This window comes from Levilactobacillus angrenensis (genome assembly GCF_003946085.1).
GTDB classification, from domain to species: Bacteria; Bacillota; Bacilli; order Lactobacillales; family Lactobacillaceae; genus Levilactobacillus; species Levilactobacillus angrenensis.
The window spans coordinates 1-13255 of sequence record NZ_RHOB01000020.1; the positions used below are offsets into that span (position 1 = coordinate 1).

The following is a 13255-nucleotide window of genomic DNA, read 5'->3' on the forward strand; positions in this document are numbered from 1 at the left end:
CAGCGATAATTTCTGTGGTAAGTTCATTCATGGGGAATGCCTCCTGTGATGTTTTCTGTGGTTACTAAATATCATAAGGGAAGGCATTCCCTATTTCTATACAATTTAGAAATCTTTTGTGCGTTTACACAAGATATTTTACGCTCTCTGTTCTTCGGTGCGTTTGCCAATCTGCGGGAAAAGGATGACATCGCCGATCAATCCGCCGATGCCCCAGAAATCAAAGGTCACCTGTCCATTGGGGAATCCTTGAAGGGCGCCGTTAAGAACAAGCCTTGGGTCGTTTTGAGTCTGAGTTTCATCCTGTTACAGACGTTCTGGGTTATCCGGATGCAAACGGCGGTCTACTACCTGACTTACGTTTACCGGCGGGCTGACCTGGTCGGCGCCTTCAACGGCCTGGTTATCGTCGCGGTCATCGGGAACATTTCCATTCCATTCTTAAGTAAATTTATGAAGCACCGGAACGTTATGATTCTGTCGATGGCGGTCTTTGCGGTTGGTGAAGCCATCATGCACTTCAAGAGTATTCCGCTTCTGTTTGCCGGCAACATCATTGCCTTGATTGCCATGGGGGCAGCGTTCTCCATCTCCTTCGTTATGATTGCGGATACGGTGGAATACGCCCGTTCGGAAATGCACATCGACGAACCCGGGATCCTGTCTTCCGTCCCAATGGTCGGCGCTAAATTAGGCATGGGCTTCGGTGGCCTGGTTTCCGGTTGGCTACTGTCCTGGGGTGGCTTCCAAGCCACGGCCAAGATTCAAGGCGCCAAGGCGTTAACGGCCATCAGTACCAGCTTCGTTTGGTTACCAATCATCTTAGCACTGGCAATCTTGGGCATCCTGTTTGTCTTCTACCAATTGGACGAAGACGAAATTGCCTCCGCCAAGGCAGTTAGTACGGAAAAATTAGACGATGAAGATATTTAACTTCACGCTCGGCCAGCCGGACTTCCCGGTGACCGTCACCTACTATCAACCGGCCGCCATCGCTGACTTTAACCAGCCACCGCGGCGGCCGTTGGTGATTCTACTGCCGGGGGGCGGCTACCGGTTCTACAGTGACCGGGAAAATGAAATCGTGGCGCTCCAGTACTTGGCGGCGGGCTATGCGGTGGCGGTCGTGGCTTACCGGCTAATTGACCAGCCACCGGTCTACCCGACGGCGCTATACCAACTGGCGCAGGTGGTTGCGGCATTTCACCGACACGCTGAGACGTACGCCATCGATGCCCAGCGCATCCTACTCGTTGGCTTCTCGGCCGGGGGGCATTTGGCGGCGTTGTACGCGGACCTGTGGCCGCAGCTAGCGCAAACGTGTCGGGTGCCCAGTCGTGACTGTGCCGTTCAGGCCGTCGTGTTGGCCTATCCGGTCATCGGCTTGCGGCTGGGGTGGCCGCCTGATTCGGCCACGCGCCAAGCAATTAGCGGGACTTGGGACCTCACTGAAGCAGATCAATTGGTCACAAGCCAGAATCCACCGGCGTTCGTGTGGACCACGGCGACCGACGAACTGGTGCCGCCACAAAACGCGCAGGCGTATGTACAAGCGCTCCAGCACGTGGGGGTGCCGGTGGCCTTCCACCTGTATCCGCGCGGGCCGCACGCCTTGAGCCTGGCCCGGTCCATCACGGCCTTTCCGGCGGGGACTGATCAGGATCCCACGTTTGGCGCCCGCTACGTCGAGCCAGAAGTCGCCACCTGGTTCCCAGCGCAACTGGCCTGGCTCCAGCGCGTGTTGGGGTAGATCTGCCTACCGTTCGCCAAATATGGGCTGGAACGCGGTAGGCGGACGGGGCGAGCCAAAGCCCGGTCTCGCCACCTCGCTTTGAGCCGAAGTTCGCGTCTCAAAGACGCCAGTTGCCTAAGCGGCATGAACCGCGCCGCTAAGGCAACTCCTACGGCTGAGCCCATATTTGGCGAACTCTCGGCTACAGTGGTGTGAGTCAAACAGTGGTGAATGAGCCGACAGTCTTGCCGGAGGTCGGCAGGGTGGAGCCAGCTGTGACGACGGTGTTGGCTGAGGTCTTGTCTCAGCCTACAGCGTGGGGCGACTTGGGAGACTGGTGTATTTTGCCAGGCTGCCAAGCGAACCGGAAGCCCGCGCTTGGGCTGCAGGTGTCCCCCATAGCAGGCGGAACCCTGCCAGCCGCAGGCACAGGCGAGGAGCTCAATGAGACACCTGTTGGGTTTACACCAGCAAAAATTGGTGGTAAAACGTAGCCAAGCGCACTAGGCAAATGGGGATTTACTAGGCGCTACCAGTTGGATGGGGCAATTGGCGCGAAACATTTCGGAGTAAAGTCATTTTTGAAAAGGGGTAATCATCATGTTGAATGATACGACAACCAAACAGTCTTTGGGGTACAACGATGAGTTGCAGCGACTGCAGAACATGCGTGTGACGAGCGTGGAAGATGGCGTGACCAGCTGGATCAAAGAGCGGGACCCCATCCATACGTTTGAGCCATTAGTTTGGGAGACTGTGGCGGAGATTGAAGAAAACCCGCAATTACCAACGGATCTCTTCAGCTTGCGGCAAGGGACGGAAACCTCGGGTCAACGGGACCTGACGAATGTAGAAATGAAAGTAGAAATGCAACAAATCGTCTCCATGAACCGCCGTGTCCGGGTCATTCGAATTGCCCGGATGGACCGGCTGACCGCGGATAAGGCGCTGATTTATTTCCACGGTGGCGCTTACTACGGCGGAACGCCCGAGGATGTCTTGCTGGCTTTGAAGTTTGTGGCTGAACAAGCCAATTGCGTGGTCTACAACGTGGATTATGCGTTGGCCCCCGAGCAAGCTTACCCGGCTGGCATTCTCGATGGCTTAGCTGTAGTGGCGGCGATGACCAAGTCCTACTCAGAGATTTCGCTGGGTGGCGACTCTGCTGGCGGTTCGATTGCCTTGGCCGTCAGTCAGCTGTGCAAGTCCATGGGAATTTGCACGATTGCTAGTCACTTGTTGTTCTACCCGACGCTGATTCAGGGGTCGGATCTCAACGGGCCACTGTGGGACGACCGCAGCATTCCTATCATCGACGAGCAGCGAGACGCGTTACACCGCAGTTACCAATTGTTTGAACAGCTGGACACCATCATGAGCGGATACTACGTGGCGGACCAGCCGGTGGATTTGACGGCGCCACTGCTATCACCGTTATTGGCAGACCCCAAGACTTTCCACAAGGTCACGGTGTTGGTCGGCGAATACGATCCGTTCCGGCTACAAGATGAGGCCTTTATCAAGAAGGTCGGCCAAGCCAACGATGACGCGACCTACTTCCGGTACGGCGGCATCAGCCACGCCTTCCTGAATTTCACGGGAAATGTACCAGCAGTGGAAGACGCCTTAGCGACGGCGGCACGATTGATTTAACTATCAGGGCAAGTAACAGTTATTGGGGGAGATTATTTTGACTTTACGCGACTACCATTTGACGTTACATGACGTAGCGGACCACCAACCAGAATACTTGGAAACGATCTTCTCGCTGGCTAACGGGCACTTCGGCGTCCGCGCCAATGACCCGATTACGGGCAATCCCATCACCGGGACGCTCATCAACGGGTTTTACGAAACGGCGCCTATCACGTACGGTGAAGCGGGTATCGGCTACGCCACGCAACACCAGACAATTTTAAATTTACCCGACCTGCGGCACATCCACGTGGCCACCGCGACGGGGCATGACTTCACGACCAGCGAGCGGACCGGTGTCGACCTAGATTTGACGACCGGCGCGCTGGTGGAACATTATACGTTGAAAACATTACAAGGCGAAACGATTACGCTAACGATGAAATCAGCCATCGGCCAAAAGCAAACGTCATTTTGGGCAGCTAGCTACCAGTTCACGGCGGGCAACTATACCGGCGGCCTGGTCGTCAGCAAGGCCATTGCGGTACCCGCCGAGGCTGAAGCCATCGTGTCCGCCGACCCACGGAAGACGCGGATGGCGGGGCTGCCGATTTGTGAGACCAAATTTGTCAGCCGCGACCTGCAGCGCTATCACGTGAAGACGCGGCAAACTAAACAGGCCGTGACGATTTACCTGGGTATTCTGACTGAGGGCGGCAGCCTGTTGCGGCAGGTGGTCGACCTCAGTGATGACAGCGACCACACCTTGACCTATGAAGTCTACGTGGGCGAGATGGGCCAACAAAATACCATCGACCCCGCCGCGCCGTTCATGGCCAATTCCTTGTCCGCGTTGTTGGCGGACAGCCGCGACTTCTGGCAAGACGTGTGGAACCGCAGTGAAGTCACGGTTGGCGGCAATGATGAGTTGGACTTAGCCATCCACTACAACCTGTTCCAGCTGAATCAAGCGGCTGGCCGGGATGGTCGGACCAACATTGCGGCTAAGGGCTTGAGCGGCTCGGGCTACGAAGGCCATTACTTCTGGGACACAGAAATGTACATGTTGCCATACTTCATTTACACGAACCAAAAGATGGCCCGGCAACTCCTGTTATACCGGTATCAAACGCTGCCGAAAGCCCGGCAACGGGCCCGGGCATTGGGCGTTTCACAAGGCGCGCTGTTTGCTTGGCGGACCATCAACGGGGAGGAAGCCTCAGCCTACTTCCCCGCTGGGACCGCCCAGTACCACATTGATGCGGACGTTGCCTACGCCGTGGGCAAGTACTATGAAATCACGCGAGACATCGACTTCATTGAGCAATGTGGCTTTGAAATGGTATTGGAAACGGCCCATTTCTGGGAGTCGTTTGGTTCCTGGCACCAAGTGGGGACGCAAAACCGGTTTGAATTTCACACGGTGACTGGCCCCGACGAGTACACGGCGTTGGTCAATAACAACTATTACACGAATCGGTTAGCTAAGCACAACTTTGAGTTGGTCATCTATTTGGCCCACGAAATCTTAAAGGACGACCCTCACGGTTTGGAGAAATTTGGCATCGGCACGCCGGACCTGGATGTCTTTGAAAATCTGGCCCGACACGTTTACCTGCCATACAGCCAGGAATTACGGATCAACGAGCAGGATGACAGCTTCTTGAGTAAGCCTCGCTGGCCGGTCGACCGGTCAACACCGGAGAATTTCCCACTGTTGCTGCACTATCACCCGTTGACAATTTACCGCTACCAGATCGCCAAGCAAGCGGACACGCTACTAGCAGACTACCTGTTCCCAGAGGACTTGTCGGTCTCCCAATTGAAGCGCGAATACCACTACTATGAGGGCGTTACGACCCATGATTCGTCGTTGTCCCGGTCCATCTTTAGCATCCTGGCCGCGCGGATGGGTGACCCAGAAAAGGCCTACCATTACTTCATGGACACGGCGCAAATGGACCTAGTGAACTTGCAAAAGAATACGGCGGATGGCCTACATTTAGCCAATCTCGGCGGCAGCTGGTTGGCGTTAGTGGCTGGCTTCTCGGGCTTCTACGTCCAAGATGAAGTGGTCCACTTTGCCAATCACTTGCCTAAGGAAATTACCCGTCTGACCTACCGCATGAAGATTGCGGAAAGTGTCTTGGAAATTGAATTGACAGCGACGACCACCAACGTCACGGTCATCAGCGGCCCCATTCCAACGTATGGTGTCAGCGTGAATGGCCATCTGATCTCGCTGGAAAAGGTGAGCTAGTGGCCGGCATAAGTAGAATAGAAATGAAAAGCAGCGACTCTCACGAGATTGGTCGGGAGTGGCTGCTTTGGCGTGGTTAATGAACGCGATAGTAATAGCGAATGGCGTGTTGCATGGGGTGCTTAGGATTGAAAGTTGGGTAGTCGTTTCGCAGTGCTGACCGGCCGTGGTGTTTGACCTTCTTAAGTAAGTGATCGTCATTGCTTTGGCTCAGGCCAACGGACCAATACCCTTTGGCGTTCTTGTGCCTGCTGACGATGAGGGAAGTGATGCCCAGGCGTTTGTTGATCTTGTTACCGCGGGCCGTGTACGAAGCAGCCGTATTTTTGTGACCGTTTTTATGATAATTGGTCACGGTCAACGTGTACTTGGTGATTTTCAACCGGGCTTAAAGTGTTTTGCCGAGTTGTGAGTGAGCCAGGTACCGCGAAGTGACTGGGGGTGGTGACGTAGTGAGCGGCTGTGGCAGAGGTGCTGGTGGTCAGCTCTAAAATTCCCGTAGATAGCAGGACTAGTAGAACGGATCTTAAAAATGTCATGGTGATTTCTCCTCAGATGATAGGCTCAATATACCATAGGAAACTTGATTTCTGAGAAACTAACAAGGGGATTGACTGGACGTCTGGGTCATCAGGTGAGCTGGTAATCTAAATCAGATATGATATACTATTTGCATGAAAAATCAGGCGGTAAGTACCGCAATGGCCCGCCCGAGATAGGAGACCGACGCTTCATGAATGACGTTATCGACTACTTCCAGTCCATTAAGATTCGGGGGATGGGCTGGATTCTATTAGGTTGCTTATATCTATTCGCCAACCAACCCCTCCTGATCATCGTTTACCTCTACATCGCGGCGGTGATGGTCTTGCGTACCTGGCTGGCCAATTTTCCCCACTTAGCCAAGGTTGGCTTGACTGCGGTGTATGGGCTCTTGATGGTGATTCAGATCGTCTTTGTTTCGGTTGGGGTCTTTCCGTTACGCGGCTTCTTTCCCGCTTATTTGCTAGCTAAATTAGTAGGAGTGCTGCTAGTCGTTTTGCCGCTATGGGTGGAACGATTTGTGACGACCAACAATCAGACCGTCTTTTACCTGCCCACGGTGGAGGAGGCCGCTACGGTCAGCTTTGATGAGTTGCGACAGAGCGCTGACAAGCTCAACGACCTCTTTAATAGCGCCACCGAGGCTAGAGAAAAGGTGTCCGTTGACCACGTGAAGACCATCATCGAGGACTTACCGCGCCACAGCGCCGTTCATTACATCAACCACGGGACCTTGACGCCGGCTTACTTTGCCGCGGTTCAGGCCACGATGACGGATGCACGCATCTACTTAGCGGTTTCGAATACCGGGAGTGCGGCTAGCGAGATGATTTCCGTGTTCACGCGCAAGCAGTTCAACCACGTGTCGCTGGCATTTGACCGGGACTTGAAGACCATCATCAGTTACAACGGTGGCGATAACGTCTATCCACCCGGCATGAATGCCGAGACACTGGAGTTTTTCCATCAAAAGGCGGGTGCGTCACTGTTGGTCTACAGCCTACCGGTGACACTTGGCCAAAAGCAGGCCATAGCCGATAAGATTGCCGAAATCAACCGCGAGGGTAGCGCCTACAACATGATTGGCTTGGTATCCAAGCACTCCGCCAAGCCCAATATCATGTTTTGCTCGCAGTTCGTGTACACGATGCTCAAACAAGCGGGGGTCGCCTATTTCGAGATGAAACCTGGTGAGGTCCGCCCGACGGATTTGATTGAACAAGATTATTATAAAAAATTGAAATTTGAGTATGAATTAAAATTTTAAGTGCAGTCAATCATGTGTGTCGCCAACGCCCAGTTGGTTACACACGTTTTTTGGCGAATTGGAAGCACAGAGGTGGGTGGAATTTTTGGCAAATAGGCGTTGTGCTCCGGTAGACTTTATGCTAAATTTATACATGTAAGCGCTTGCTAAAACGTTTAACCTGGCTGACTAAGCCGGCAATTTTAGTGATAGTTCTTATAATTTTATACATATACGGAGGAGATTCATGATGAAGTTCGGTAAGCAAGTCCTGAGTGTCTTAGCAGTTACAGCGGGGGCCGTGGCCATGATTGGTGGCACCACCACTGCGCAAGCCAAGAAAAAGACGACGACCAAGCCCGTTACCATTTACTTGACCCGCCACGGGGAAACGACTGGGAACGTGATGGGCCGGGTCCAAGGCTGGAGTGACTTCCCACTGACCAAGAACGGGACCAAGGTGGCCAACGACCTCGGCCGCGGATTAAAGGGCAAGAAGTTTGTCGCTGCTTACGCTGGGAACCTGACGCGCCAACAAGTCACGGCTAAGCACGCCCTGAAGTACTCGGGCAACAAGAAGGTCAAAGTCAACGTTTCCAAGTACCTGCGTGAAGGTGGCTACGGTAGCTTTGAAGGTGACAGCATTGCTGCTGACAACGCCTTGATCGCCGGCGTTTATGGCTTCAAGAACGGTGACGAAATGATGGCTAAGCAAGGTAAGAACTACTGGACCAAGCTCCAAGACGCTTACTACAAGTTGGACAAGAAGAACAGTCAAAAGACGAAGTTGGTCAAGGCTGACCGTGCCGAAAGTTCCAAGCAAGTTGAAAAGCGGATGGCTAAGGAAATGAAGACCATCGCCAAGGCTACCAAGAAGCGCGGTGGCGGTAACGTGCTGGTCGTTAGCTCCGGGATGTCCATCAACGAATACCTCTCAACGGTTACCAAGAAGTACAAGGGCACGCCGCTGAAGAACGTTTCCGTAACCAAGCTGGTTTACAAGAACGGTAAGCTCAGCGTTTCTGGGAACATCGGCTCCATGTACTACGCCAACAAGGGTGCTAAGCTCGCCAAATAAATAAATTCATAAAAGCGCGTGACCAGATCCCTGGCCCGCGTTTTTGCGTATAATGGAATTAATTATTTAAGCGAGGTGAGGGTCATGCCAGTCTTCTATCATTTAATCACGCGCCAAGCCGTCCATGAGCGGCAGGTCTTTGATTTTTCACAGGGTCAGGCCAACATTCAGGCCAAAGTGTTTTGGGGTCACGGTGACCAGCTGCCGTGGGACCAGCTACTCAAGACGCCGCGGTTAGCGCTGACGCCGACGCAGACTACGCAGTTGCGCCGCGACCGGGATCGCCAAGTCCATGCCTTGCGAGAAACGGTGTTGGAATTGGTCCGGTTGCGCGACCACTCCGACTACCCGTCCCGGTTAGCTTGCTTGTTTGCCGCGCGGACCTATGATCATGCGCTGGCGTGGCGTGATTTATTTGAAAAGAACGGCCGTCACGTCTTGCAAATGGTCCAGGTCACCACGACCGGGCCTACGTTTGCCGGGGATGTCAGCCTGTTGCCGAGAATTGATGGAGCTGCGGTGAAGGATCAGCTGGCGCAAGCTCAGCACTATTGGGACGCGCCAGCCGCTAAGGAACAGCTCAGCGAGGTGCTGTTGGGCGGGCGTAGTGTCGTGACACGGGTCGTGCGGACGTTTTAACGATAACAGAATTTGTGGGTCGGTTTATACCGGCCTTTTATATTGATTATTAATCTCATGTATAGCCGGAATATTATAAAATTTATGGAGTGAAATGCTTGCTAATCGCTAGCCAGTCACTTAAGATAGTAAACATCAAGTGTCGTGGTAGCCTGGATTTTGAGAGGAGCTGGCGAGTTTGCAAATGAAACGAGTATTGTGGTTAAGCCTATTGATGACAGTGTTGGGGAGCGTGGGGGTCACGACTGGCGCCCAAGCGGCCACCTGGCATCATGGCACGCCGAAAGTTTTACGGGGCCTGTACCAATCGACTACCCCGGTTGGCAAGTATTCGGCGGCGGGATTTGCGCCGATAATTACGGTTACGGCGAAGAGTTTTGGCCTGAGTATCTCGAACGATCCGCTCCAATTAGTGAAGCACCTCAAGTATCAACACGTGCATGGCCATTACCAATTTAAGGGGATGCTCCAGCACATCGGTTTTGTGAAGGGTGGCAAGGTGACATTCGGCCTGAAGAAGAAGGGGCACAGTCTGTACTTCATGCAGCAGCGCAGCAATAATTTTGCGATGCCGGACCGTTTTAAACGCACCGCGCACGTGAAGTGATAGACTGATGAAACGCTATATTAGCTTACTCTTATTACTGGCGGCCTTGGGCGGTGGCCTAACCACCACGCAGCCGGCGATGGCCCAAGGAAAACGGACGTTGCGCTACTTTCCCCAACGATTTCGGGGGACTTGGTATACTTACGATGGTGGTCGGTACTACCAGGTGAAAATAACAGCAACAAAAATGCGGAGTAGCAATTGGACTTATGATCTGCATTCAAGGCCGGTAACTGTGGCGGGGGACCCCCGATCTAAACGGTATCAACACTGGATTATTGCGATGGTCGGAAAAAAGTGGCTGTGGACCTACGGCTGGAATCAAGGTGCTGGTGCTGGCAGTTATTATAGTGAACGTCACCATCGTATTCACGGCAAGACTTACGATACCTTACAAATAGCTAGTGGCGCTGGTGCCTGGGTCGATGATTACGCCTATCGTAGCAAATTTGCAGCTAAACATTTTGCGAATAAACGATTTGGTGATGAAAATTACCGTTCTTAATTCATAATCCTATGGGTGCTCTGGTTCGGTGTATACTAATGCCAGATAATCTTTAGGAGGAAATACGCATGACTGTCACCATTAATCCCGCACAACCGCAAGACCTCGCGCAAATCATGGCCATTGAAAAAGCTGGCTTCACTCCCGCCGAGGCGGCCAGCGAAACCAGCATGGCTGAACGGATTCAGTTGATTGCGGACACCTTTTTGGTCGCTAAGGAAAGCGACGTGGTGCTCGGCTACATTGTTGGTCCAGCCTTTGATCAGCGCTATTTGACCGATGCCTTATTTGAAAAATCAACGCCCAACAACGTTACGGACCCGTACCAGACGGTGTTGAGCTTGGCGGTTAGTCCGGATTACCGCCAAGCGGGGTTAGGTAGCCAATTGCTCACAGCACTGGCGCAAGTTTCGCGGCACCAGCACCGCCAAGCCATCACCTTGACTTGCCTACAACGGTTAGTCCCGTTTTACGAACGCAACGGCTACGTCAACGAGGGCGTTTCCGCTTCGGCGCATGCTGGTGAGACTTGGTACAACCTGGTGTTGCCGTTAACCGATTAGCTTGAGGCCAATCGTTGCGCCCAGAATTACGGCGACCCAGAGGAGCTTACGCCAGTCCTTGGATTCGTGGAAAAATAACATTCCCGTGATAACGCCGCCTGCCGCACCAATACCGGTCCAAATTGCGTAGGCCGTGCCCATGGGAAGTGTCTTTAGCGCCAATTCTAGACCACCAAAGCTGCAGGCAAAGGCAATGATCATTAAGGCCCATAGCCACCCTTTCTTCGCGTGCAAGGCCCAGTTCATGAAGGTCACGCCAAGCATTTCGCTCAGCCCAGCAAAAATCAAGAATAACCATGCCATGATTAGCGACCACCTTTCGTGGTAAATTGCAACCCGCCGATGCCGATGAGTAAGAGGCCAATCAAGGCAATCTTTGCCAGACTGACGGGTTCACCAAAGGCGAGCATGCCCACACTGGTGGTCCCCAAGGTACCTAGTCCGACAAAGATGGCGTAGGCCGTACCAGCGGGAATGTGTCGGCTGGCTCGAATCAGAAAATAAAAACTTAAATAAACGGCGATAGCGGTCAGTAACCATTCCCATAGCGTTGTCGCGTGCTTGAACCCCACGACCCAACTGACTTCAAAGACCGCACCAAAAATGACGGTCACCCAATGTTGCCACATAAAAAGATCCTCCTTGTACAGAAAAAGCCCGAGAAATTTTGTCAGTCATTGACAAAATCTCCCAGGCTTTTTCCCTTCCGTGTCTGCGGCTTCAGCCACAGGTTCTCTCTCGGACCAGACCCAATTGGCGGAACCCTAGAGAACAAAAGTATTCAGTTTGATTCAGTAGCGCTAGTCTAGCACATCTGAGAAAATGAGGCAAGGACATTGGAAAATGTTTGATGTTAACCGTTTTCATCTTTATAATAGAAGATGTTGTGAATAACCTCACACAAAAAAACTAGCATTCAACCAATCACAACTATCACAAAAACAGTTAGGAGCGATTTTAAATGACACAAATGTTTGGGAGTCCCGCTTCATATGTTCAAGGTAAGGGTGTTTTGTTTGATAGTGTTCAATACTTAGAAAAATTAGGGCGCAAACCCATTTTGATGGCGGACACCGCTGTCTACAAAATCGTTGGGGATCAGTTCAAAGATTACCTCACTGAAAATAAATTTGACGTACACAAGGTCATCTTCCGCGGTGAGGCTTCACCAGAGGAAATCGACCGGATCACGGGCATCGGGAGCGATTTTGGCGCCGATGTCGTGATTGGTTTAGGTGGTGGGAAGGCTTTGGATTCGGCCAAGGCCATCGCTGACAACTTGAAGGTGCCAGTGGCCATTTTGCCATCACTGGCTTCGACGGATGCGCCATGCTCACGGCTGTCGGTTATTTACCATGAAGACGGCTCCTTTAAGGCTTACCGGTTCTATGACAAGAACCCTGATTTAGTCTTGATCGATACTCGTTTGGTGGCCGGTGCGCCAGCCCGGTTATTGGCTTCCGGGATTGCGGATGCCTTAGCCACCAACGTTGAAGCCCAAGCTGTGGCCAAAGGAAATAGCGACAACATGTTGGGCGCTAAGCAGACCTTGGTCGGTAACGCGATTGCCCAAAAATGTGAAGAGACGCTGTTCAAATACGGCCGGTTAGCGGTGGCTTCCGTCAAGCAACACGCCGTTACCAATGCCTTGAACAAGATCGTTGAAGCCAACACCTTGATGAGTGGGGTGGGCTTTGAAAGTGGCGGTCTGTCCGCAGCCCACGCCATTCATGATGGCTTGACGGCGCTGGATGGTCCCATCCACGAACTGACCCACGGGGAAAAGGTTGCTTACGGCACCTTGACACAGCTCTTCTTGGAAGGCCGGTCTGAAGAAGAATTCGACCGGTACTTGGCCTTTGACCTGTCCTTAGGCCTGCCAACGACCTTGGCCGACTTGAAGATCCCGGATGTGACCGATGAAGAACTCTTGAAGGTCGGTGAACAAGCCACGGCACCAGCAGATACCATGGACCGGATGCCATTCGAAGTCACCCCAGACGACGTGGCCCAAGCCATGCGTGGGGTCGACGCTTACAGTCGGGCTTATCAAGCAAGAAAAAGTGCGGAATAGGGCAGTTAGCTAGCGAGTGTTAACGGCTTAAGCCAATGGCCCTGAACTCGGGTCGCTTACCTAGTGGCGTTAAGCAAAACCAGTTGCTCTAAGGAGCCCATTATGGCACCCCCCAACCACAACTTAAAAGTAGCATCACCAAAGCGTTTCGCCCCAACCGGCGGAGCGCTTTTTGCGATGGAAACGAAATGAAAGCGTTACCAGAAGCTGAACAACTTTGCCAATTTCGTCGAATAAGTGACTAATTTCACGATAAATACAATCGTTTGTATTTCGATAATCATGCGATTTTGGCGCGTTTTCTGAAAATTTCGATCGCAAAAACGCCTTAAAAATCCGCCGGGAGGTTGCTATACTGAAAACGATTTAAAAA

General features: G+C 52.7%; 15 protein-coding genes and 1 riboswitch. Of the genes, 11 read left to right on the top strand and 4 right to left on the bottom strand.

Annotated features, from left to right (window positions below; genetic code table 11):
* The first annotated feature begins 48 nt into the window (after nt 1-48).
* The 4 genes from EKM83_RS10610 (at nt 49) to EKM83_RS10625 (ending at nt 5627) form a co-directional block, all read left to right on the top strand.
* Nucleotides 49-933 (top strand): MFS transporter, encoded by an 885-nt coding sequence (locus tag EKM83_RS10610; RefSeq protein ID WP_225418662.1) that lies wholly within the window; start codon nt 49-51, stop codon nt 931-933.
* A complete protein-coding gene (locus tag EKM83_RS10615; RefSeq protein WP_125577252.1) occupies nt 920-1750 on the top strand; it encodes an alpha/beta hydrolase in 831 nt (276 codons plus the stop codon). The genes EKM83_RS10610 and EKM83_RS10615 overlap by 14 nt, the downstream gene beginning before the upstream one ends.
* A gap of 582 nt (nt 1751-2332) precedes the next feature.
* On the top strand, nt 2333-3385 hold the full coding sequence (locus EKM83_RS10620; RefSeq protein WP_125577254.1) for an alpha/beta hydrolase fold domain-containing protein: 1053 nt from the start codon (nt 2333-2335) through the stop codon (nt 3383-3385).
* A gap of 37 nt (nt 3386-3422) precedes the next feature.
* A complete protein-coding gene (locus tag EKM83_RS10625) occupies nt 3423-5627 on the top strand; it encodes a glycoside hydrolase family 65 protein (protein ID WP_125577256.1) in 2205 nt (734 codons plus the stop codon).
* A 76-nt stretch (nt 5628-5703) separates the two neighbouring features.
* On the opposite strand, the gene EKM83_RS10630 is transcribed toward EKM83_RS10625, so the two are convergent.
* Both EKM83_RS10630 and EKM83_RS13370 read right to left on the bottom strand, forming a co-directional pair.
* Complete coding sequence (locus EKM83_RS10630; RefSeq protein ID WP_164505655.1) at nt 5704-5982, bottom strand: hypothetical protein; 279 nt, start codon at nt 5980-5982, stop codon at nt 5704-5706.
* Nucleotides 5966-6166 (bottom strand): hypothetical protein, encoded by a 201-nt coding sequence (locus tag EKM83_RS13370; RefSeq protein WP_164505656.1) that lies wholly within the window; start codon nt 6164-6166, stop codon nt 5966-5968. The genes EKM83_RS10630 and EKM83_RS13370 overlap by 17 nt, the downstream gene beginning before the upstream one ends.
* Nucleotides 6167-6360: 194 nt before the next feature.
* Between EKM83_RS13370 and EKM83_RS10635 the strand changes: the two genes are divergently transcribed.
* The 6 genes from EKM83_RS10635 to EKM83_RS10660 all read left to right on the top strand — a co-directional run bounded on the left by EKM83_RS10635 (nt 6361) and on the right by EKM83_RS10660 (nt 10808).
* Nucleotides 6361-7437 carry a hypothetical protein gene (locus EKM83_RS10635; RefSeq protein WP_125577259.1) on the top strand — a complete coding sequence of 359 codons (1077 nt, stop codon included), beginning with the start codon at nt 6361-6363 and terminating at the stop codon, nt 7435-7437.
* Nucleotides 7438-7663: 226 nt separating this feature from the next.
* Complete coding sequence (locus EKM83_RS10640) at nt 7664-8494, top strand: histidine phosphatase family protein (protein WP_225418661.1); 831 nt, start codon at nt 7664-7666, stop codon at nt 8492-8494.
* 84 nt (nt 8495-8578) lie between these two features.
* Nucleotides 8579-9133: a DUF2441 domain-containing protein gene (locus EKM83_RS10645; protein WP_125577261.1), complete on the top strand. Its 555-nt coding sequence runs from the start codon at nt 8579-8581 to the stop codon at nt 9131-9133.
* A 178-nt stretch (nt 9134-9311) separates the two neighbouring features.
* Nucleotides 9312-9740, top strand: coding sequence for a hypothetical protein (locus EKM83_RS10650; RefSeq protein WP_125577263.1), 429 nt, complete (start codon nt 9312-9314; stop codon nt 9738-9740).
* A 7-nt stretch (nt 9741-9747) separates the two neighbouring features.
* Entirely contained in the window at nt 9748-10245 is a 498-nt protein-coding gene (locus EKM83_RS10655) for a hypothetical protein (protein ID WP_125577265.1), read from the top strand.
* A gap of 68 nt (nt 10246-10313) precedes the next feature.
* A complete protein-coding gene (locus tag EKM83_RS10660) occupies nt 10314-10808 on the top strand; it encodes a GNAT family N-acetyltransferase (protein ID WP_125577267.1) in 495 nt (164 codons plus the stop codon).
* Here EKM83_RS10660 and EKM83_RS10665 read toward each other — a convergent pair.
* Both EKM83_RS10665 and EKM83_RS10670 read right to left on the bottom strand, forming a co-directional pair.
* On the bottom strand, nt 10797-11111 hold the full coding sequence (locus EKM83_RS10665) for a DMT family transporter (RefSeq protein WP_125577269.1): 315 nt from the start codon (nt 11109-11111) through the stop codon (nt 10797-10799). The genes EKM83_RS10660 and EKM83_RS10665 overlap by 12 nt on opposite strands.
* A 2-nt stretch (nt 11112-11113) precedes the next feature.
* A complete protein-coding gene (locus EKM83_RS10670) occupies nt 11114-11437 on the bottom strand; it encodes a DMT family transporter (RefSeq protein WP_125577271.1) in 324 nt (107 codons plus the stop codon).
* Between the two features lie 56 nt (nt 11438-11493).
* A riboswitch (guanidine-I (ykkC/yxkD leader) is annotated at nt 11494-11587 on the bottom strand.
* Nucleotides 11588-11769: 182 nt separating this feature from the next.
* Here EKM83_RS10670 and EKM83_RS10675 point away from each other — a divergent pair.
* A complete protein-coding gene (locus EKM83_RS10675; protein WP_125577273.1) occupies nt 11770-12882 on the top strand; it encodes a glycerol dehydrogenase in 1113 nt (370 codons plus the stop codon).
* The last annotated feature ends 373 nt before the right edge of the window (nt 12883-13255 follow it).